This window comes from Vibrio sp. 10N.261.46.A3 (genome assembly GCF_041472995.1).
Classification (GTDB): Bacteria; Pseudomonadota; Gammaproteobacteria; order Enterobacterales; family Vibrionaceae; genus Vibrio; species Vibrio coralliirubri.
Genome location: NZ_JBFRRH010000161.1, coordinates 1 through 21,635 on the forward strand (window position 1 = coordinate 1; position 21,635 = coordinate 21,635).

15 protein-coding genes and 1 pseudogene are annotated in these 21,635 nt (G+C 46.9%); 6 read left to right on the plus strand and 10 right to left on the minus strand.

All coding sequences use genetic code 11. The features are described 5' to 3' along the window. Window positions 1-17: 17 nt before the first annotated feature. From AB4484_RS25625 to AB4484_RS25635, 3 genes and pseudogenes are all read right to left on the minus strand, one after another. Window positions 18-971 (minus strand): annotated as a pseudogene (locus AB4484_RS25625) (carbohydrate porin); the annotation flags it as partial. A gap of 373 nt (window positions 972-1,344) precedes the next feature. Next, the gene (locus tag AB4484_RS25630; RefSeq protein ID WP_372080934.1) at window positions 1,345-3,405 is read right to left on the minus strand and encodes a prolyl oligopeptidase family protein; all 2,061 of its coding nucleotides are present in this window, start codon (window positions 3,403-3,405) and stop codon (window positions 1,345-1,347) included. Between the two features lie 11 nt (window positions 3,406-3,416). Further along, on the minus strand, window positions 3,417-4,334 hold the full coding sequence (locus AB4484_RS25635; protein ID WP_048611944.1) for a LysR family transcriptional regulator: 918 nt from the start codon (window positions 4,332-4,334) through the stop codon (window positions 3,417-3,419). 234 nt (window positions 4,335-4,568) lie between these two features. Between AB4484_RS25635 and AB4484_RS25640 the strand changes: the two genes are divergently transcribed. From AB4484_RS25640 to AB4484_RS25650, 3 genes are all read left to right on the plus strand, one after another. Continuing rightward, entirely contained in the window at window positions 4,569-6,263 is a 1,695-nt protein-coding gene (locus AB4484_RS25640) for an L-lactate permease (RefSeq protein ID WP_372080935.1), read from the plus strand. Between the two features lie 286 nt (window positions 6,264-6,549). After that, on the plus strand, window positions 6,550-7,689 hold the full coding sequence (gene lldD, locus AB4484_RS25645; RefSeq protein WP_050620158.1) for an FMN-dependent L-lactate dehydrogenase LldD: 1,140 nt from the start codon (window positions 6,550-6,552) through the stop codon (window positions 7,687-7,689). 467 nt (window positions 7,690-8,156) lie between these two features. Beyond that, window positions 8,157-11,012: an FAD-binding and (Fe-S)-binding domain-containing protein gene (locus tag AB4484_RS25650; RefSeq protein ID WP_372080936.1), complete on the plus strand. Its 2,856-nt coding sequence runs from the start codon at window positions 8,157-8,159 to the stop codon at window positions 11,010-11,012. A 121-nt stretch (window positions 11,013-11,133) separates the two neighbouring features. On the opposite strand, the gene AB4484_RS25655 is transcribed toward AB4484_RS25650, so the two are convergent. The 7 genes from AB4484_RS25655 to AB4484_RS25685 form a co-directional block, all read right to left on the minus strand. Continuing rightward, entirely contained in the window at window positions 11,134-11,376 is a 243-nt protein-coding gene (locus AB4484_RS25655) for a hypothetical protein (protein ID WP_372080937.1), read from the minus strand. A 152-nt stretch (window positions 11,377-11,528) separates the two neighbouring features. Continuing rightward, on the minus strand, window positions 11,529-13,265 hold the full coding sequence (locus AB4484_RS25660; RefSeq protein ID WP_372080938.1) for an ABC transporter permease subunit: 1,737 nt from the start codon (window positions 13,263-13,265) through the stop codon (window positions 11,529-11,531). A gap of 4 nt (window positions 13,266-13,269) precedes the next feature. Beyond that, entirely contained in the window at window positions 13,270-14,781 is a 1,512-nt protein-coding gene (locus AB4484_RS25665; protein ID WP_372080939.1) for an ABC transporter substrate-binding protein, read from the minus strand. Window positions 14,782-14,829: 48 nt separating this feature from the next. Further along, entirely contained in the window at window positions 14,830-15,681 is an 852-nt protein-coding gene (locus AB4484_RS25670) for an ABC transporter ATP-binding protein (protein ID WP_372080940.1), read from the minus strand. Then, window positions 15,678-16,436, minus strand: coding sequence for an ATP-binding cassette domain-containing protein (locus AB4484_RS25675; protein ID WP_372080941.1), 759 nt, complete (start codon window positions 16,434-16,436; stop codon window positions 15,678-15,680). Before AB4484_RS25675 ends, AB4484_RS25670 begins: the two co-directional genes overlap by 4 nt. 234 nt (window positions 16,437-16,670) lie before the next feature. Then, window positions 16,671-18,008: an MATE family efflux transporter gene (locus AB4484_RS25680; protein WP_372080942.1), complete on the minus strand. Its 1,338-nt coding sequence runs from the start codon at window positions 18,006-18,008 to the stop codon at window positions 16,671-16,673. A 246-nt stretch (window positions 18,009-18,254) separates the two neighbouring features. Continuing rightward, entirely contained in the window at window positions 18,255-19,124 is an 870-nt protein-coding gene (locus AB4484_RS25685) for a GyrI-like domain-containing protein (RefSeq protein WP_050620166.1), read from the minus strand. Between the two features lie 115 nt (window positions 19,125-19,239). Here AB4484_RS25685 and AB4484_RS25690 point away from each other — a divergent pair, with 115 nt between their 5' ends. From AB4484_RS25690 to AB4484_RS25700, 3 genes are all read left to right on the plus strand, one after another. Next, window positions 19,240-20,388 (plus strand): PLP-dependent aminotransferase family protein, encoded by a 1,149-nt coding sequence (locus AB4484_RS25690; RefSeq protein ID WP_123961488.1) that lies wholly within the window; start codon window positions 19,240-19,242, stop codon window positions 20,386-20,388. A 155-nt stretch (window positions 20,389-20,543) separates the two neighbouring features. Next, on the plus strand, window positions 20,544-20,879 hold the full coding sequence (locus AB4484_RS25695; RefSeq protein ID WP_372080943.1) for a 5-carboxymethyl-2-hydroxymuconate Delta-isomerase: 336 nt from the start codon (window positions 20,544-20,546) through the stop codon (window positions 20,877-20,879). 75 nt (window positions 20,880-20,954) lie between these two features. Continuing rightward, the gene (locus tag AB4484_RS25700) at window positions 20,955-21,374 is read left to right on the plus strand and encodes a GNAT family N-acetyltransferase (protein WP_372080944.1); all 420 of its coding nucleotides are present in this window, start codon (window positions 20,955-20,957) and stop codon (window positions 21,372-21,374) included. The last annotated feature ends 261 nt before the right edge of the window (window positions 21,375-21,635 follow it).

A 21,635-nucleotide genomic window follows, 5' to 3' on the forward strand; every position in this document is an offset into this window, starting at 1 on the left:
TTCAATGATCACGGGTATATGATGAACTGCTCACTGACAGCATAATTACCTTCAACACTCGCGTAAAAGACAGTCTTGTCGCCAGCGAGGTCAAACACAGAGTCATCCGCACCGTCACCATACTTAACAATCAACTTGTTAGACTCACCCAGCCCTAAAGTTGCACCTACTAGGTATGCCGTTTCATCGCTGACTTTTGGCTCACCCGCTACGTCTGAGTCGGCTTCATCTGAAGCAAAACCATAGTTCGCATATAAATCCAGTTGACCGATACCCGCGTTAATTGAGTGAAGTTTAGAAGTGATTGCGTATCGACCGTTGTCATTTACGAGACCGCCTTTCACTTGGCCAACAAAGCCCATGTCTAGCTTGGCACCGCCGAAATCTAGGTTGTTAAAGCCAGCGCCTTGACCATCATGTGTCATCCAGAAGTAATCGTTCAAACCTTGTTGCGGACGTTGATGGAAGTCACGACCAGCCCACATGTACAGCTCAGGTTGGCTTTCAAATACATTGGTTACACCTGCGTACATTTTTTTCATGCTCAAGCCGCCGTCGTCAGCCCAAGCGTCAGCTTCCCAGTGGTCAGCCATGAATACGATGTCCCAGATAGCGCCGTTGTCAGCTTGGAAAAGCTTAGCTAACTGAACCTCACCACCGTTGGCTTCGTTACCCAAGCGACCAACAGAGCGACCAGTTGAACCGATGTCTACGTAACGCTCATCACCGCTCTTGTAGTGAGCGCCGTAACGAGCATAACCAGAGAAGACGATGCCTTCTGGCACCTTAGTTTCTGCAGTTAGGACCGCGGGCTGTTGATCGTTAACATAATCAATATCCACAACCTTAGATTCTAACTCTTGGATTCGTTTTTCTAATGCTTCTATATCCGTGTCAGCAGCAAAAGAAGAGAGTGAAGCAAGCGACGCCGCCACTGCGACTGTTATTGGCAAAAGCTTAAATTTTTGCATTGTAATTCCCTATTATTTTTTTGAGTTTTCATCGAACAGGGAAATATTAAGCAATGAAAGCGTTGAAAAGTTGGTCGCTGTTCACACTGATAAATCAGCCTAAATGCCATGAAACTTTTAGAATACCCATGACGAAAACTACTGATTTTAGATCAACAGGTTAGGATTGATATTGCGTTAAATATCAGCTTGAAATCGCTTTCATTTCATCAGTAATGGTGGCGGCTATCACGGAAAACAGTGTGTGAAAGTGAAGGAAATATGACGCAGTTTTGATTGGTTTTCATGTATATGAAAAGCCTCAAAATCTAAGGCAGATTTTGAGGCTTTTTGGTCTGAGTAAAATACCCTGTTATCTAGAATCAAGCATTCGCTAAAGTGAATCTAGAGACGCAATCCCCATATTGAACAAAGTAAATGCATAGATATCGGCGGTGAGATCGATCGCTTTACTCAGCGGCATTCCAGCGCCATGGCCCGCATTAACATCAATACGAATCATCACGGGCGCGCCACCTTCATGCTTATCTTGCAGCTCTGCAATGAACTTATAAGAGTGAGCTGGCACCACGCGGTCATCGTGGTCAGCGGTCGTAACCAGTGTTGCCGGATAATCAACGCCGCGCACCACATTATGAACCGGAGAATAGCCAAGCAAGTATTCAAACATCTCTTTGTTTTGTGCTGATGTGCCGTAGTCGTACGCCCAGCCTTCACCAGACGTGAATGTGTGGTAACGCAACATGTCCAACACACCAACCGCAGGCAGAGCCACTTGGAACAGCTCAGGCCTTTGTGTCATACAAGCGCCGACTAGCAAACCACCATTAGACCCACCACGAATCGCTAGCTTGTCGCTACTGGTGTAATTTTCTGCGATTAAGAACTCCGCGGCGGCAATGAAGTCGTCAAACACATTCTGCTTTTGCTGCTGAGTCCCAGCTTTGTGCCACGCCTTACCATATTCGCCACCGCCACGTAAGTTAGGCACTGCATACACACCACCAAGTTCTAACCAACTGCCTACCGTACCTGAGAAAGAAGGCGTCAGACTGACATTAAAACCACCATAGGCGTACAACATGGTTGGGTTACTACCGTCCAGCTTTAATCCCTTCTTATAAGAGATAAGCATCGGAACCTGAGTGCCATCTTTTGAGGTATAGAAGACCTGTTTAGACTCAAATTTATCCGATTCAAACGGTGACTCAGATCGCTGATAGATTTCAGAACTGCCAGTTTCGACATAGAATGAGAAAATCGTTGGCGGCGTGACATAATTGGTAAAGGTGTAATAAAGCTGGGTTTGCTCTTTTTTACCACCTAAGCCACTGGCCGTTCCCATCCCAGGCATGTGAAGTTCTCGAACTAAGTTACCTTGGTAATCCAGCTGATCGATTTTAGACACCACATCCACCATGTAGTGCGCAAACAAGTAACCACCACCAGTGCTGATGTCCAATGGCTGTGGCTTCTCAGGGATGATATCAAGCCACTTTCCATCGCGAGTATCAAAGCTCACCACCTTGCCGTTTGGCGCATCTAAGTTGGTATATAAGATGAAGACTTGGTCTTGGTTATCGATGAGGTAAGTGTCGCTATCAACATGGTCAATCAGCGTGTTCAACGGTTGCGCCTCTGAATCTAAATCGATATAGAACAGCCTGTTACCCGATGTCGACTCTTTCCCAAGAATAATTAGGTAACGATCGTCTTCCGTGGTGTAGCCCGACACATAACGGTGTTGTTCAGCGTTGCTCTCACCAAAGATTACCTTGTCGCTAGCTTGCTCTGTACCCAACTCATGGAAGTACAGCTTGTGTTGCTCAGTACGTGCCGACAGCTGGCTGCCGTCTGGCTTGTCATAGCTAGAGTAATAAAAGCCGCGATTACCCAACCAAGAAATACCGGTAAATTTGGCGTCAGTGATTTCTGCTTCAAGCGGCTGTTTAGTCTCGGTATCAATCACGAAGATCTTACGCCAATCGCTACCACCTTCAGAGATGCTGTACGCCACTAAGCTGTAGTCTTTAGAAAACGACACCGAGCCTAGAGATGTGGTGCCGTCTTCCGAGAAGGTATTCGGATCTAGGAAGACTTCAACCTCCTGCCCCTCTTTCTGACGATAGAGAATGCTGTGGTTCTGCAGACCATCGTTCTTATAGAAGTAGGTGTACTCACCTCGAACAAACGGCTGCGAGCTCTTTTTGTAGTCTTGCGCTTTCGCCAGTCTTTCTCGCAGTTCAGCGCGATACGGAATTTGAGCAAGGTAATCAAACGTGACCTCATTTTGACTCGCTACCCACTGCGCGGTCTCGTCACTTCTATCATCTTCTAACCAACGATACGGGTCTTCGATTATCTGGCCAAAATAGTCATCGCTGACGATCTGTTTGTTGGTGACTGGATATGGATACTCTTTTAAATAGCTCATCGTGATCCTTATTAAAAATAGTGAGAAATCGTCAAGTAGCGCGTTCTGATATGTTCAATCAATAACTTAATCTTGTTTGGTGGTTGGCGAGTAAAAGGGTACACCGCATAAATGCCCAACTTTTTCCCTACCAAGTCAGGGAAGATATCCACCAGCTGGCCGTTACGAATATCGTGATAAACCAGACAACGTGGCACGTACGCCACACCATGGCCGCCCAACGCCGCTTTACGAAGTGCCGTGGCGTTGTCGGTAGAAAATGAACCCGAGACACGCACGATGTATTTGTCGTTGTCAGTACAGCCGTCTTTACTATGCAGGAACTGCCATTCACTGGCACCCGTTGTTTGATACGCGTATTGCAGACAGTTATGTTGCACTAAGTCTTTAGGTAACATCGGCTTACCGTTCTTAGCAATATAAGACGGCGATGCGCACACCACCCATTGTGAATCCAATATATGACGAGCAATGAGGCTTGAATCTTCTAGGTAACCAGTACGAATCACCAAGTCCAAGCCATCCTCAACCAAGTCGACAAAGCGATTGTTCAGAGACATATCGACCGTTAAACCTGGGTGCATATTACAAAACTCGGCCACAGCGTCTGCGAGAATCAAATCTCCGGAGATAGTAGGCACTGACATTTTGATATGACCACTCACATTTTCACCAAAGCCTGAAACTGCATCCATAGCCTCTTGAGCTGCCTGCTTCACATTTTTGGCCCCGTGTAACATTGCCTTGCCCGCCTCAGTCAGGGTCAATTTACGCGTGGTTCGATATAATAATTGCACACCAATCTCTTCCTCTAAACGCGCAATTCTTTTACTAACTACCGAATTTGTAAGGTTATTTTGCTCTGCCACCTTACTGAAACTGCCCAGTTCTACCACCTGTGAAAACAGGATCAAATCGTCTGCTCGCATCTGATTATGCCAATTTTGGAATTAATTATTTTCATTATTTCCCTATATCAATAAAAAATAAAGGGGTAAATTCACGCCAAATTAACAAAACAATTACAAAAACAGTCATTCCAATTACAAGAGTCGCCCAAACAAGGTTCCCGTTTAGAGGCCAAAGCGATTCAAATAATGACAAACCATAACGTGATCTTTACTTCAAACATGAACGTTTGAAAACAGTACGAGGAAGTACCCATGAGTGAAACTCTACTAGCCCTATTGGCATTTTCACCAATAGTTGTTGCAGCGATTCTGCTGGTTGGCCTTAACTGGCCTGCAAAAAAAGCGATGCCTGTGGCATTTGCCTTAACAGTTGCTATCGCCCTACTTGCTTGGGACATGTCTGGCACTCGCGTGCTGGCTTCAGTATTCCAAGGCTTCGGCATTACCGTGTCGGTTCTCTGGATTGTGTTCGGCGCCATCTTCTTATTAAACACTTTGAAACACACCGGAGCCATCACCACTATCCGCAACGGATTCACTGATATATCCGCTGACCGTCGTGTTCAGGCAATCATCATTGCTTGGTGTTTCGGTTCATTCATTGAGGGCGCATCTGGCTTCGGCACACCAGCTGCCATCGCTGCACCACTGCTGGTTGCTATCGGCTTCCCTGCGCTTGCAGCGGTACTGATGGGCATGATGATCCAATCTACGCCAGTATCATTCGGCGCGGTTGGCACTCCAATTATCGTTGGTGTGAACAAAGGTTTGGATACGCACAACATCGGTGAAAGCCTGATTGCTCATGGCTCAACATGGGATGCTTACCTACAACAAATCACGTCAAGCGTTGCGCTGATTCATGCTTCTGTTGGTGTGATGATGCCTGTATTGATGGCAATGATGCTGACTCGCTTCTTCGGTAAGAACAAAAGCTGGACTGAAGGTTTAGATATCCTGCCGTTCGCACTGTTCGCAGGTGCTGCTTTCACGATTCCTTATGCATTAACGGGCGTTTTCCTTGGCGCAGAGTTCCCATCACTGATTGGTGGTCTGGTTGGCCTAGCGATTGTGGTTACAGCAGCAAGACGTGGCTTCCTTGTACCAAAATCAAAATGGGATTTCGAGAGCGAAGACAAGTGGCCAGCAGAATGGCTAGGTTCTCTGAAAATCGATCTTGATGACACTAAGCAAGGTCATAAAAAGATGAGTATGGCGATGGCATGGGCACCTTACGTGCTGCTCGCTGTCACTCTAGTTGCTAGCCGTGTAAGCCCTGAGTTCAAAGGCCTACTTAAGAGCGTGAGCTTATCGTTCAGCAACATCCTAGGCGAGACTGGCGTAAGCACTGCGATTCAACCTCTGTATCTACCGGGCGGTATCTTGGTCTTCGTCGCGCTGGTTGCGGTTCTCATGCAATCTCGTAGTGCAACGCCACTAGCTAAAGCGTTTGGTGAATCAAGTAAAACACTGATTGGCGCAGGCTTTGTGTTGGTGTTCACCATCCCGATGGTACGTATCTTCATTAACTCTGGCGTGAACGGCGCTGATTTGGCCAGTATGCCGGTAACGACTGCGAACTTTGCAGCTGACCTAGTTGGCGGCGCATTCCCAGCACTAAGTGCAACGGTTGGCGCGTTAGGTGCCTTCATTGCAGGTTCGAACACAGTTTCAAACATGATGTTCAGCCAATTCCAGTTTGAAGTGGCACAAACTCTGACTATCTCTAGTGCGGTGGTTGTCGCTCTGCAAGCGGTTGGTGCAGCAGCAGGTAACATGATTGCGATTCACAACGTGGTAGCGGCATCAGCAACGGTAGGTTTACTAGGACGTGAAGGTGCAACGCTACGTAAAACAATCATTCCAACGTTCTACTACTTGGTAATGACAGGCATCATTGGTCTAGTGGTTATCTACGGATTCAAAATGACAGACGCACTTATGTAAACCAAAGTCGTTAAAAAAGCACTTGGCGTTAATACTCAATTCCCCGACTGCAACACCGTCTAATAAGACAGTTGATGAGTTTCGGAATGGATACTGAAACACATCAACACCCTCGGGTATTAACGCCATTTTCCCGTTTTATCGTTTTATCGTTTTATCGTTTTATCGTTTTATCGTTTACAGCTTCAAAGATTAAGAAAGACAGAGCACTTACTTTCAAGAATTAAAGCAGCCCAAACCAAGCTCTCATAGAAGGGCAACATCCCAAGAATTTAGGACTGAAATTATGATCATATCCGCATCGACTGATTACCGCGCCGCAGCAAAATCGAAATTGCCACCGTTTCTTTTCCACTACATTGATGGCGGTTCTTACGGAGAACATACCCTACGCCGCAACACTGCTGATCTGGCAGAGATCGCGCTCAAGCAGCGTGTGCTTAATGACATGTCGGACCTAAATTTGGAAACCGAGTTGTTTGGCGAAAAGCTCGCAATGCCAATCGCACTGGCTCCGGTTGGTTTAACAGGCATGTACGCACGACGTGGTGAAGTACAAGCAGCAAAAGCCGCCGATAACAAAGGCATCCCTTTTACCATGTCGACGGTATCGGTATGCCCGATTGAAGAAGTCGCACCTAAGATTGAACGCCCAATGTGGTTTCAACTTTACGTGCTCAAAGATCGCGGCTTCATGAAGAACGTGCTTGAACGTGCAAAAGCAGCTGGCGTTACAACACTGGTCTTCACCGTGGATATGCCGGTACCCGGCGCTCGCTACCGTGACATGCACTCAGGAATGAGTGGCCCGAATGCAGCAATGCGTCGGGTATTTCAATCGATGCGTCATCCTAGCTGGGCCGTTGATGTTGGCCTACTCGGTAAGCCTCACGATCTGGGCAACATCTCTACTTACCGCGGTTCACCAACCAAACTGGAAGACTACATCGGTTGGTTGGGTGACAACTTCGACCCATCAATTTCATGGAAAGATCTAGAGTGGATCCGTGACTTCTGGGACGGCCCAATGGTCATCAAAGGCATTCTTGATGAAGAGGATGCAAAAGACGCCGTGAGGTTTGGTGCAGACGGTATTGTGGTTTCAAACCACGGCGGTCGTCAGCTTGATGGTGTTCTATCAAGTGCCAAAGCTTTGCCTGCGATTGCAGACGCAGTAAAAGGCGACACCAAGATTCTGGTCGACTCTGGTATTCGTACTGGCTTAGATGTAGTGCGCATGATGGCGATGGGCGCAGATTGCACCTTACTTGGCCGTTCTTTCGTCTATGCGTTAGCGGCACAAGGACAAGCAGGTGTTGAAAACCTACTCGACCTTTACGACAAAGAGATGCGCGTTGCGATGACATTGACAGGCGCCAAGACAATCAAAGACTTAACTCGTGAATCTTTGGTGGGATTAGATTAACCCGCCACGACTCAGGTTCATGTTCGGATTCAGATTCGGACTCATGCTTTGGTCTACTTAGACTGAAGTTCAATCGGTGTCACAGCAATTCCACTGCCGTTGTGACACCGTTTAAGCACTGGAAAATAAAATTAAAACTAGGGCGTGTTGATCTTTCGAGCTGATTTTTGCAGCGAGTTGCTGGGTATTTATACAAGACAGAGGCGTCGATGTGTAGCTAGCCTACATGAGAAGCCGATAACGTAGTAGAAATGGCCAGCAAACGCTGCCCGAAGGGTTCGAGCTGGGCGCCCCCGCAAAAAGCGTTTTACTCTTTGTTGAGGGGGATTTGCTTAGAGTGACTAGGCTACTTTCCCCTCGCCGCGATTAAAACGCTTTTGACTAGGCGTCCCCATTCGAACAAAATTTAACCACGAAAGGTCAACACGCCCTGATCAGTGCCAAATAAGAAGCACAAGGAAGCAAAGATGGAGACAAACACATCCCATGAGCGAGTAATAGACGCACTAGCTTATCAGCAGCTTGAAGCGATACTGGCTCAAAAAATAGAAACGGAACGCATTGTCACTCAAGAGGCAAAGCGCTTGGCTTACGGCACCGATGCGAGTTTCTATCGCTTGGTGCCGAAAATGGTTCTAAGGCTGAAAAACTTAGATGAAGTGATATTCACCATTCAAATCTGTCGCGAACTGGGCATTCATTTTACCTTTCGCGCTGCGGGTACCAGCCTTTCAGGCCAAGCCGTTTCAGACTCGGTACTTATTACTCTGACCGACGACTGGCGTGGTCATGAAATCGTCGACAACGGCAATCAGATTATCCTTCAACCGGGTGTGATTGGTGCTGATGCCAACAAATACCTTGCCCCTTTCCAACGTAAAATCGGCCCAGATCCAGCCTCAATCAACACCTGTAAAATCGGTGGTATCGCGGCGAATAACGCCAGCGGCATGTGTTGTGGTACTGCGCAAAACTCTTATCGCACCGTCGAGAGCATGAAAATCGTATTAAGTGATGGTTCCCTGCTTGATACCGCAGATAACGCCAGCGTTGAAGCATTCAAGCAATCACACAAAGCGCTGTTTGAAGGCATTATTGATTTACACAGACAGACAAGCTCGAATCAAGAACTGGCAGACAGAATCCGCCACAAGTACCGTCTTAAAAACACCACCGGCTATGCTCTGAATGCATTGGTCGATTACCACGACCCAATTGAGATCATCAAACATCTGATGATTGGTTCAGAAGGCACGCTAGGCTTCATCGCTGAGATTACCTATAACACGGTTATCGAACATCCGAACAAGGCTTCGGCTCTGCTGGTGTTTGCCGACATCGAACAAGCCAGTAAAGCCGTTACTACGCTATCAAAAACACCCGTTGCTGCGGTTGAATTGATGGATGGCAGAGCACTACGTTCAGTGGCTGATAAACCGGGTATGCCTGCATTTATGCCGAGCCTAGATTTAGAAGCCGCTGCTATTTTGGTGGAATCACACGCCAGCTCCCAGCAGGGCTTAGATTTACAATGTAAATCAATTTTGGATGCATTGGCTGATTACACGATTGTTGAATCAGTCCCTTTCACGTCCGATCCGAAGACAGTCGCGACTCTGTGGGGCATCCGAAAGGGCATGTTCCCAGCAGTTGGCGCAGTGCGTGAAGTCGGCACTACAGTCATCATTGAAGATGTTGCTTTCCCTGTCGAAAACCTCGCTAACGGCATTCGAGAACTGCAAGAACTGTTCGACAAATACGACTACAGCGAAGCGATCATTTTCGGCCATGCCCTCGAAGGTAACCTGCACTTTGTGTTTACTCAAGGTTTTGACAGCCAAACAGAAATCGATCGCTACGGCGGTTTCATGGACGATGTTGCCGAGCTAGTCGCGGTGAAATACCAAGGCTCTTTGAAAGCGGAACACGGCACGGGCCGAAACATGGCACCTTATGTGGAATTAGAATGGGGCAAAGACGGCTATGCCTTGATGCAACAGATCAAAGCACTGTTCGACCCAGAAAGGCTGCTTAACCCCGGCGTTATCATCAACGACAATCCAAATTCCCACATCACAGACTTAAAGCCGATGCCTGCAGCTGATGACCTTGTCGACCGCTGTATCGAATGTGGCTTCTGTGAGCCTGTTTGTCCTTCTCGCACACTGACTCTATCACCACGCCAACGTATTGTTTTATATCGAGAGCTACAACGCCGCCGTGCAGCAGGTGAAGAGATAGAAGCAAGCGAGCTAGAGAAGACATTTGAATACCAAGGCATTGATACCTGCGCCGCGACAGGCCTGTGTGCCGAGCGTTGTCCAGTGGGAATCAACACCGGCGATTTGATCAAGAAGCTTCGTATTGCCAAATACGAGAAATTTACGCCCATCGCTAAGTGGACAGCGGATCATTTCTCGACCACAACAAAACTGACTAAGGCTGGCCTCAAAACCAACCAAGTGGCGAGTAAGGTTCTAGGCGCAAATACAGTCGGCAAGCTAACCAACGGCTTACGCTCAATGACTAAAGGCGCGACACCGGTTTGGATGCCAGAGATGCCGCAATCCAATAGTCACTCGCTAGCCTCATCACCAGTGACGGCAGAATCCTCAAGCAACCATAAAAAGGTGGTTTACCTGCCTTCGTGTGCAAGTCGAACCATGGGGCAACAAAGCGATGCGGGCGACCAACGTCCTCTAACTGAAGTAACCATGTCTCTGCTTAAAAAAGCAGGATTCGAGGTGATTCTACCGAAGAAGCTAGATGACCAATGTTGCGGGATGCCTTACGACAGCAAAGGTATGACCGACTTAGCCCAATCGAAAGCGCAACAACTCGAAGAAGTGTTGTGGCAAGCCAGTCGTCAAGGTGAATACCCAGTATTAATGGATACCAGCCCATGTGCTAAACGCAGTATTGAGCAGTTCACCAAGCCATTAGAAGTGCTAGAACCAACAGGGTTTGTGAACCAATACCTGCTAGAGCACCTGACACTTGAGCCGCTGCAAGAAACCGTAATGCTGCATGTCACCTGTAGCTCTCGTCGAATGGGTTTAGAAGGTGCGATGTTAAACCTTGCTAAAGCGTGTACCGAAGAGGTGATTGTTCCAGAGCATATTCAATGTTGTGGTTGGGCAGGTGACAAAGGCTTCACGACACCAGAGCTGAATGAAGCAGCAGTTCACCCACTTAAGGAACAAGTGCCGAGCAACTGCACTCGTGGCTTTAGTAACAGCCGAACCTGTGAGATCGGTTTATCGCACCACAGTGGCATTTCGTATCAATCAATCTTGTACTTGGTGGACGAAGTAGCGCAGTAGCTCCACTCATACTGCGAGCAACGTGCTCTAGCTTAAAACGAAAAATGGCAGCCCAATCAGGCTGCCATTTGTTTATTCGATTTAAAACGTATTACCGAGCTAGATATTGCTGAGCTAGCGGCTACTGAGCTAGGCGCATCAACTCTTCTGGCGAGTAGTATTCTGCTTCTGCACCTTTGGCGATTAAGTCGATCACTTGGAACTCGCTCATGTCACCAAACTCTTTGGTTAAGTAATCACGGAACGCTTTCTCGTTCGGCCATTTGCCTCGCACGATATAGCCATCTTCCTTATCGAAATCTTCCGTCTCAAAGAAAGAAAAGTCGGTCATACCAATATTGTGACAATACAAAACGAGATACATGTTGAATCCTTTACACTTAACTAGGGCCTGTTTAACTTTCGAGCCGATCAAAAAGCGTCTCTAAAAAGCAGGGCTAAGGTTACAACATAAATGCTAAATCGAATACCCAATCGGATCGTCAATTTAGAAACCTCAGCGACCGGATCTTTACGTTAGTCATCAAACATCATGTTAATGGCTGCACCCAACAAGATCAGCCCAACAATTGGCCCCATGACTGCTAATGGCGCGCGCTCAATGTATGGAAGGTTCTCTGCGATCATCAAACCCCATTCAGGTGTTGGTGGCTTTGCCCCTAATCCGATGAAGCTCAGCGAGGTCAGACTTAGAGTGATAACCGGTAGCCTCAACATCGCGTGTCTTAACAACGGTGGCAGCACATACGGAAGCAAGTAGAAACGGAAGATTCTAAGCTTACTGGTGCCCCATAGTGGCGCGAGGTGTGTATAAGGTTGAGCCTTGGCTTCTACGATCAAGCTTGAGCAGTGCGCGGCTAACGGCGCCCACGATACCAATACAATCGCGATTAAGGCGCTGTTCGGATTCATCCCCGTTAAACCTGCAACAAGCAAGCCTGCAATGATGTATGGGATACCCTTAGTGATCTCGATAAGGCCTTGGCTAAAGCGGGTGTTGAAACCCATGATGATGCCCGTCACCAAGCTCAAGAACGTTGCCAATATGCCGGCTTGGAAGGTCGTAATCATACCAGAACCAATTCTCGCCAGTAGGTCTCGACCAATGCCATCTGCGCCCAAAGGTGCTTGCCAACTCGGTGATGCCAAGCGTGCGAATTGGCTAGTGTATGGGTCTCGGAATGCAGCCCATACAACGATAGCAATTAGGAAAGAGAAGATCGCAAAAGCAGTGACACGCTTTGCGCGGTTCTGGGTAAAACGAAACGAAGAGTGGCTACTGATGAGCTTGCCGCTTTTCAGGCTGTGGCCAAGAATCAATTGCTGAACAAACAAGCTCATGCTGCTCACGGCAATTGAAAATAGCAGCAACACCAATAAGCCGCCTTGCAGCGTTGGTAAGTCTTGCGCCTTGGCTGCACCAAGAATCATGCGCCCGATACCAGGGATCGAGAAAATAAGCTCAACCGCGACTGCGCCACCAGTTAAGCCAATCACGATCATCGCGATTTGCGGGATCAGACTGCTCAGCGCTCTTTTCAGCGCAAAGCGAATAATTTGATTGGAATGAACGTTGGCACTGAGCCAAGTGATCACCCAAGGTTCATTGAGAACGCGTTGTAAACTGTCTCTGAGTAGGCGACTAAACAGGCCGCTAGCAGGCAGTGCGAGCGCTAAACTCGGTAGCCAGATATCTTGCCAGCCTTGCCAACCATACGGTGGCAGCCAACCTAACCAGATTGAGAATACCAGTATTAATACCGAGGCGACCACATACTCTGGCAACGATATTAATACGGTGCTTAAACTGCTGTAACTCTGCCCCAGTTTGCCCTTCTTCCAACTGCGTAAGGTAGCCAGTAAGCCTGCACCGCACAGTACGAAAGTCATCACAAGTGCGCTAGACATCAAAAACAGAGACGTAGACGCTGTCTTTTGAATACCTAGCGCAACCGAGGAACCATCAATCCATGATTCACCTAGATCACCTGAAAAAGCACTTCCTACCCAGTCGATCAGGCGTTCAATGGCTGAACGGTCCAGCTGAAGATCAGCGCGTACCGCCGCTAAAGCTTCAGGCGTAAGCAGGTGTTGTTGCCCCGCCCTAGCCCGCAGAATAGATTGGCTTGGATCGATGCCTGCGATGTCAGGCATCAAACCAACAAGAATCACCACCACAATCAGTGAGGCGATTCTTGATAGCCAAGGCGTCAAGATAAATAGAGTTCGACGCAGAGTCTCAGCAGATAACATTTATTTAGTTAGCCTGTGTTGCCGGGTTAACTTGTGTCGTTTGATCAACCAAGCGACGTTCACTTGGGTCACGAACGACATTGCTTACACGCTCACTTTCACCTTGAATCACACGTTCGTGAAGCAGCGGGATAGCCGCGAAATCGTTAAGGATTTTTTGTTCAGCTTCGATGATCGCTTGGTGACGCAGCGCACCTAGTGGTTGTAGGTCAGCGTGATTCAGTGCTTTATCTACCTCTTGAGAACAGAACTGGCCAAGGTTGAATGAACCCTTACAACCAAAGTCGCTCATCATGTAAGCCACTGGGTCACCCGAATCTAGAACCGTTGCACGAGAAAGGATAAACGCGTCGAACTTACCAGATAGCGCATCGTTCTCGATCTGAGCGTATTCACGAATATCCAGCTCAACCTTGAAACCAGCCGCTTCAAGTTGTTGTTTCAGTAGTGCTGCCACTTCTGGAAGCTCTGCACGATCGGTAAAGGTACCGATAACAATGCTTTCGCCGTTCGCTTTTAGCGTTTTTTCGACTGCCGGGCCTTCAGGTCGAATTGGTTCAGCCCAAGCAAGTGCAGGACCTAATAGGCCTTGTGCGATATCCGCGTGGTTTTCATAAACAGTATTCACAATCTGCTCACGGTCTACTGCAGCTGCCGCTACCTTACGTAGTTCAATATCGCTAAATACGCCTGACTTGTTGTTCAGGTAAAGCGTATTAGTGCGAGGCATTGCCACTTCGTAAAGTAGGTTCGGATCAATGGTCGCGATTTGTGAAACGGGTACCGCTTCAACGACGTCAGCCGTGCCGGTTCTCAACGCTGCAGCGCGAGCAAAACCATTAGGAACGTATTCTGCAATTACAGATTCAACTTGCGCTTTTTCTCCCCAGTAGCCATCAAAACGTTTCAGTTTCGCGCTTGTTGTGCCGTTGATTTCAGTCAACTCAAACGGGCCAGTACCTGCGCCAATTGGACTAACACGGCCATCTTCTTGATAAGCACTTGCTGCAAGAATCGCTAATTGAGGGCTTGATAAACGGCTTGGTAAAAGAGGGTCATCAAAGCTGGTTTTAATCTCTACACGGTAGTTGTCCATCGCTTTCACTTCTAGCTCTACGCCATCTAGGATGCGCGGCTTAGGTGCTGCTTCAAGCGCTTTTTGTAGAGAGTTCACTACAGAGTTTGCCGTTAATGTCGAACCATCATGGAATTTAACGCCTTGGCGAATCGTGAACTGCCAAGTCAGAGGATCAAGATGTTTCCAATCCGTTGCCAACATAGGTTGTGCTTCTGAGGTTGGGCTCAGGTTAACCAGAGTTTCTGCTGTGCTCCAACGAGATAACTTAAAAGCGTCATCAGAAAGTGGCGATAAACCCGTTCTTGGTGGTTGCATCATCGCAACTCGAATTTCAGATTTTACTGCGGCATCGCTAGACCCTGGTTGAGAGTCAAAACAGCCCGTCAAAGGCAGAGCCAACGCAAGCGCGCAAGCCAGTTTGATTGAATTAAAACGCATAATTATTTTTTCTCTGTAGCTGTATTTTTTTAATAAATAAGGTTGTGTTTAACAAGTAGATTTCGAAAGAGGCTGAGACTCGATCAGCATCTGAGTCGCAGGATGAGCAGGTTTACTCATCACTTGATCGGTCGGTCCGTGCTCCACCATTTCACCATGGTCGAGTACCAGTATTTCTTCACAAAGGGCTTTTGCGGCACCTAAATCGTGCGTAACCAAAATAAGGCGCATATCGCGCTTCTTTTTTAATGAATTAACCAAGTCCAACAACCTTTGACGATTCACAGGGTCAAGGCTAGCAGTAGGTTCATCGGCCACCAGCACTGCGGGTCTAACGACAAGAGCCCGAGCAATCGCCACACGTTGAGCTTGACCTGTAGAAAGCTGATTAGGTTTCAGTAAGAGCAAACTGGCAGGCAATCCAACGTCTGACAGCGCTTCTTCAATGATGGCTTCATGATTACCCGAAACATCTAAGTTGCTTAACGGTTCGGCTAAGATCTGTCGAACGGTATAGTAAGGGTTGAGGCTAGTGTGGGGCTCTTGTGGCACCAATTGAATCAGCCGACACACCGTTGCTTGCGCTTTGCTATCGCGAATTGGGAGCGAATAACCGAACAAGTTTATTTGACCAAAGGTTGGCGCTTTAAGGCCAAATAGCAGTTCAATTAACGTTGATTTACCGGCACCAGAACGCCCAACAATTGCTAGGCTTTTGTCTTCAACATTAAGGTCTATGTTCTGCAGCGCTTTAAACGCTTTACCACCCAACCAACTTGGTACGGAGTAGTAGTGAACACTCACATTGTCGAACTGAATCTCTGTCGATGTTTGTGTTTCTGAATCAGTCACTGGCATTAATGGCGAGGCTTCTGAGTTTAGTGGTAAGGTCGAGCTCATTCGATTAAGTCTCTCAATGAACAGCAGAAAGCGTGAGAGCTCGACTCAAGTGCATGTTTCGGTGCACCGTAAGCCACCACACCACCATCATCGATGACCAACAACTTGTCACACGCCAACGCGCTATGCAGGTCATGGGTGATGAGTAAACCACCAATTTGACGTTGTTTAACATTGTGTCGAATCAGCTTAAGTATCTCTTGCTCTGTCACCGGATCTAACGCACTGGTTGGTTCATCGGCGATGATAATATCGGAGTTACTCAGCAAGCCAATCGCAATACACACACGTTGGCGTTGCCCACCCGAAATTTGGCTCGGGTACAACGGCAAGATGGTTTCTGGATTAGGAAAACCAAGTTGAATCAGCAACTCGGTAATTTTGATTTTGTCTTTTGATTTAAGCTTGGTGCGAGTTCCCGTCAAGGCAAGGCAGAGTTGGCCTTCTATTGAAACCAGAGGGTTTAACGCTTGAAGCGCATCTTGGAAGATAACTGCGGGGCGCTGTGCTGCAGTTCTTTGCAACATCGGCAAACCACACACAGCTTCACCAGATAGAGAAATATGACCTTCAACTTCAACCGTCTCTGGCAGAAACCCCGCAATAGCGCGAGAAAGCATCGACTTACCAATACCTGAAGGACCCATGATCGCCAACAGCTCACCTCGATAAACATCGAAGTGGATATCTTGGAAAAGGATTCTCGAAGAGGTTTTGATCGTTAATCGGTCAACAGACAAAAGTGGGGCGTTCACGCAGATACTCATATATAGATGTTATAACATAACAACTCTATCATTTAGCCGACATGATGAAAAGAGAACATTGAACTGTATCGCATTTTATTTGCTGTTTGATTGACCAATTTTCATTAGGGCGTGTTGACCCTTCGAGGTGATTTTTACCGATACAAAAAAGCGCTCACTAAATTTATCGTGTAAAAATAGTAAAGCGCTTTGATAAAGTATTACAGGTGGTGATTAGGTTACTTAGTTAATGGCACCCTGAGCGGCATCTTCGACTGGGTAACACTTCTGCTTAACTTGTGCGATGAACGGATACAGGAACGCAATACGCCCAAGATAGAACAGAGTAAACGCCAACCACAAACCATGATTGCCCCAAATATCGATTGTGAATGCCTGTACCGCTAAGAATACCAACAAAGTCGCGATGCTTGAGTTTCTAACCGGACGCGTGGTTCCCGTTCCGGTAAAAATGCCGTAAACCGTTAAGCCAAAGCCTGCCACTAGCGGGAACACGATTAACCATGGAGCCATCTCTTGATATAGAGCGACTAGCGCTGGAATATCGGTAAACAAGAAAACAATGCTGTCTTTAAATACCAAGGTCAACAACGTCAGCGCAGCAATAAAACCGGCCGTCCATTGGAAGTTAAGCTTTAATACTCGATCCAACATTGAAGGTTTCTTCTGTCCTACTGCTTTACCAGCAAACACACTCGATGCGTTGGCAATACCGTCAAACATGTAACTGACTATGAAGGTCACCTGCATCAAGATCGCGTTAGCCGCTAGAACATCCGTACCCAGTTTAGAGCCTGTACGCGCCATCATGTTGAAGAACACCAAGATACAAATGGTGCGAAGTAATAGATCAGTATTCGAAAAGATGATTGTCGATAGGTCTTTCTTGGTCATCTTCGAGCCTTGCAAGAACTCAGAGATCGAAATATTGCTGGTCTTCATCACCAAGGTCACACCAATCGCAAAGGTGGTAACTTGTGCAATCAAACTTGCGTAAGCCACACCTGCGACACCCAGATCGAAATAGAGTACAAACACCGCATCTAAAACAATGTTCAACACGTTACCAAACACTTGTGTATAAAGAACTTCTTTGGCTTTCGCCTGCCCCATTAACCAACCAATAATGGTGTAGTTGAGCAACACAAAAGGCGCGCCATAAATCAAAATATTGAAGTAGATATGCGCGTGATCGGCCACATTGGCTTCAGGCTCTATCACCCACATTGCGCCTTGCCAGATGAGTGGTTGTATCAAGATCAAGATCAAACCCACCAAACCAGACAGCACAAACGGACGCATCAAACTACCCGCCAAATCAGAGCGATTCCCCTTGCCCAGTGCCATCGCACTTTGCCCCGTGGTACTGACACGGAAAAAGCCAAACAACCAATACATGGTGTTCATAATGATGGTGCCGATCGCCACGCCACCAATCAGTTCAGCAATACCAAGTTGGCCGATAACAGCGGTATCCACCGCACCTAGTAGAGGCTGTGTCACCGTTGAGATGATGAAAGGGAAGGCAATTTTCAGATAATCTTTGTGGGTAATGGTCATATATTCTAGCGAGTGATATTAAGAACTATTTGCAATTAGAGCGGGATGCTATCGTTTAATCCGTACGTTGTCATCATTTACTTAGAGTCGTTTATCAACAAGCTTCTCTCTCATCGCACCATCAACATAAGAGCCCTTTCTGTCATTGAGCGAGCAAATTAGCCACAACAAATGAGTAAAATCACGCTCGACAAAACACAACAAAACCAATTACAGAGCCAACTCAATGGTTAACCTAGTAAAGGCTCAGTAAAAACTCACGGGAAGGTAGAAATCGAGTTCGAATATTTCATCACTATTAAGAAAGTGATTCTGATGATAATGCACGTACGCAGGAGTAGATCGCTGTTTGAAACCAGATGTGGGTAGCCATTTTTCTAACACCATACTGATCTGTGGTAGCAGCTCGCCGTAGCGGCCATTCAATCTAAATACGGCATGTAAACCACCCGGAATCACCATCTGGTTCACGACACTACGATACTTAATCGGTTCATCAATCGCGATACACGCCACATAACGACACTGATCCATTTCAACCCAAGCAGGGTTTGAGTGATGCAAACCAAATTGACTCGAAAAATCACGCTGTTCTGAATTCGCCCACGCTTTCAATATCAACCACGCATTGCGAATGGATCGGTTATAGCCCGTATGTCGAACGTAGGCCGCCATGCGTTCAGGCACTTCAACGATCTTGGGTTCGGGCAATACTCGCTGCGCCACATTCAAATAGCCCGCCGCCACTTCGGGATCTTTCAAATAGGGTTTTTCTGCTACTTGTAAATCATGCTTACGCCATTCTCCGGGCGACATATTAAAGGTCGCTTTAAATGCTCGACTAAACGAAGACACAGAACTAAAGCCACATTTATGCGCGATCTCAACCACAGACGAGCTGGTATCGAACATCAATTGATTAGCCGCATACTCCATTCGAGTGCGTCGGATATATTGATGCAGCGACTCCCCGACCACACTTTTAAAGGTGCGATGAAAATGCTGTTCTGAATAGGCCGCTATCTCAGATAACTCTTTGGCTGACAAAGGCTGACTGATGTCTTGGTGAATATGGAACAGGACATCATTGATTCGCGATATGTGTTGACGTGACATCGTTTAAATAGCATAAATGGACATGTTTAAGAGCATAAACGGACACGCTAGTTTTTACAATTGCCGTGTAATATCAAGCGATAGAATAAAAACGATAAACGACGAGACCCAACACATGGAAATCGCACAGTCATTACAACAGATTCAATCTTCATACATTCGAGAGATCCTCGCAGCCGCAAGTGATCCAAATGTCATCTCATTGGCCGGTGGTTTACCGGACGAGAAAACATTCCCAATCGATTTAATGAAGCCAACGCTAGAAAACCTAGCGAACATGCCTGAAGTTTTCCAATACGGCTCTACTGCCGGTTACGGCCCGTTGCTTGACCACCTAACACAAAGCTACCAATTGCCAGAAACTCACACAGCAATGATCTGTACTGGTTCTCAACAAGGTTTGGATTTGATTGCGCGTGCGTATGTCGACCCGGGTGATGTGGTTGTGATGGAAGCGCCAAGCTACTTAGGTGCGATGCAGGTGTTTGGCCTAGTTCAAGCAAACATTGCGACCGTGTCTCAAACTGAATTTGGCCCGAACCTAGATGAACTGGAAACGTGCTTTGCACAGCAATCACCGAAGATGTTCTATGCCGTGCCTGATTTCCACAACCCAACCGGCGTGTGCTGGGCAACAGAAACTCGTCAAAAAGTGGCTGAGCTATGTATCAAATACAACGTGGCATTCATTGAAGATGCACCATACCGTGAGCTACGTTTCACAGGTACAGAACTGCCGTTGGTTTCTTCGTTCTGCCCTGATAACTCTATCGTTCTTCGTTCATTCTCTAAGATTGCATCGCCAGGTTTACGTATTGGCGCGGTAACAGGCAAACGCAGCTACCTTGAGCCACTGATCAAAGTGAAGCAAGGCGCGGATTTACACTCAAGTGTACCAATGCAAGCGCTGCTTGTTGGTCTTCTAAAACATGAAGACTTTGGCGTACACATGGAAAACATTCGCACCCTGTACAAGTCTCGTTATGAGGTGCTGTTCTCAGAGCTAGAGAAACAACTGCCTGCTGACTGTGTACTGAAAGCGGTAGACGGCGGGATGTTCATTTGGGTTGAGATCCCAGAGTGTGACACCTTCGAACTGGCTAAAACCTTGCTATCGAATGGCGTGGCAGTAGTACCAAGCCCAGTATTCTATCCAAAGGCCGATGAAGCCAAAGCCGCACTGCGCTTAAACTTCACCAACGCCAACCCAGAAGAATTGACGGAAGCGGTAAAACGCTTAGCAGAAGTACTTAACCAAGCGTAATCGCTGACAATACTGGCCGCTTTGGTGATTGCCTGATCGGCTTATTACTGAGTAAAGCTGTCACGAGTCAGCATTAAAAGCCAATGTCATTCTCAACAAGAGAGCCACATTGGCCTTAATTCTAGGTCTCCATAAAGCACAGAAAGGACGTCAGTTTGCCGCATTGTATTATCGAACACTCATCTACTATTGATGGTCAGCAACTCAACCAAAAAGTGTTTCTCGGCGCGATGGAATCTCAGCTGTTCTCACCAACAGGAGAAGACATCAAAGTACGCAGCCTTGCCTATCAGCATTACCAAACCGGCGAAGTAAAAGAAGACTTCGTGCATGTCTCTGTGCGTATTTTGTCTGGGCGTAACGAAAGCGTTAAAGCGATGCTCTCCAAGTCCATATTGGATCAATTACTGACTCTTTCACTATCTAATGCTTCGCTGACCGTTGAGATCATTGATATTGAGACAAGCAGCTATTCAAAAGCCTTAGTTTAAAGGCAAATCACAAGCGTACATCCCCGCAACAATAGGGGATTCTAAAAACATTCGTTAACAGCATGGAGCAATGAAATGGAATTGGTGATTGGTAACAACCCAGAATTGATAACGCAAGCACAGTCCATTCGTCATCAAGTATTCGTTGTTGAACAAGGTATTCCCCATGTGTTGGATCTTGATGGGTTAGACCCAGTATCACATCATGCACTCATCACCGATGAAGATAATTTAGTCGCGACGGCACGCTTGCACATTGATGAATTAGGACATTCAACCATGGCACGTGTTGCTGTTCTTCAGCCTTATAGAGGATCAGGTATCGCGTCTAAAATTGTACGTGCACTTCTAAATCACGCTTCTGAACATGGTGTCAAAGTCATTGAAATCCACGCCCATCAATACCTAAAAGGTTACTATGAAAAGTTCGGCTTTGAGTTCATTCGTGAAGTGGAAATCGTCGGAGAACACCAACTCATTGAGATGAGATACTAAATAAGTTCATAGCCGAAGATTCAATAGACAACAAAGCACCACTCCTTATTTGAGTTAAAACTGCTTTTCAAATAACGGCCTTTTCACCACACCTAAAGCCACACCAAAAATAATGTTATATAGCCCTACGTTTGGTTGGTTTTTGTCCCGCACCGCCTTGGTTATACTGCGCCTGATTTTAATAAGCCAACAAGACAGAACTAAGTTGAAATACTCAGTTCTGATCACAACAGGCAACCGCTCTGGATTTACGTTCCAGCT

Bases quoted from the DNA above. Each gene is read 5' to 3' on its own strand.
- AB4484_RS25660 (WP_372080938.1), bottom strand. From the start codon at position 13,265: ATGTTATCTGCTGAGACTCTGCGTCGAACTCTATTTATCTTGACGCCT.
- AB4484_RS25680 (WP_372080942.1), bottom strand. From the start codon at position 18,008: ATGACCATTACCCACAAAGATTATCTGAAAATTGCCTTCCCTTTCATC.
- lldD (WP_050620158.1), top strand. From the start codon at position 6,550: ATGATCATATCCGCATCGACTGATTACCGCGCCGCAGCAAAATCGAAA.
- AB4484_RS25640 (WP_372080935.1), top strand. From the start codon at position 4,569: ATGAGTGAAACTCTACTAGCCCTATTGGCATTTTCACCAATAGTTGTT.
- AB4484_RS25690 (WP_123961488.1), top strand. From the start codon at position 19,240: ATGGAAATCGCACAGTCATTACAACAGATTCAATCTTCATACATTCGA.
- AB4484_RS25635 (WP_048611944.1), bottom strand. From the start codon at position 4,334: ATGCGAGCAGACGATTTGATCCTGTTTTCACAGGTGGTAGAACTGGGC.
- AB4484_RS25685 (WP_050620166.1), bottom strand. From the start codon at position 19,124: ATGTCACGTCAACACATATCGCGAATCAATGATGTCCTGTTCCATATT.
- AB4484_RS25700 (WP_372080944.1), top strand. From the start codon at position 20,955: ATGGAATTGGTGATTGGTAACAACCCAGAATTGATAACGCAAGCACAG.
- AB4484_RS25655 (WP_372080937.1), bottom strand. From the start codon at position 11,376: ATGTATCTCGTTTTGTATTGTCACAATATTGGTATGACCGACTTTTCT.
- AB4484_RS25650 (WP_372080936.1), top strand. From the start codon at position 8,157: ATGGAGACAAACACATCCCATGAGCGAGTAATAGACGCACTAGCTTAT.
- AB4484_RS25670 (WP_372080940.1), bottom strand. From the start codon at position 15,681: ATGAGCTCGACCTTACCACTAAACTCAGAAGCCTCGCCATTAATGCCA.
- AB4484_RS25665 (WP_372080939.1), bottom strand. From the start codon at position 14,781: ATGCGTTTTAATTCAATCAAACTGGCTTGCGCGCTTGCGTTGGCTCTG.
- AB4484_RS25630 (WP_372080934.1), bottom strand. From the start codon at position 3,405: ATGAGCTATTTAAAAGAGTATCCATATCCAGTCACCAACAAACAGATC.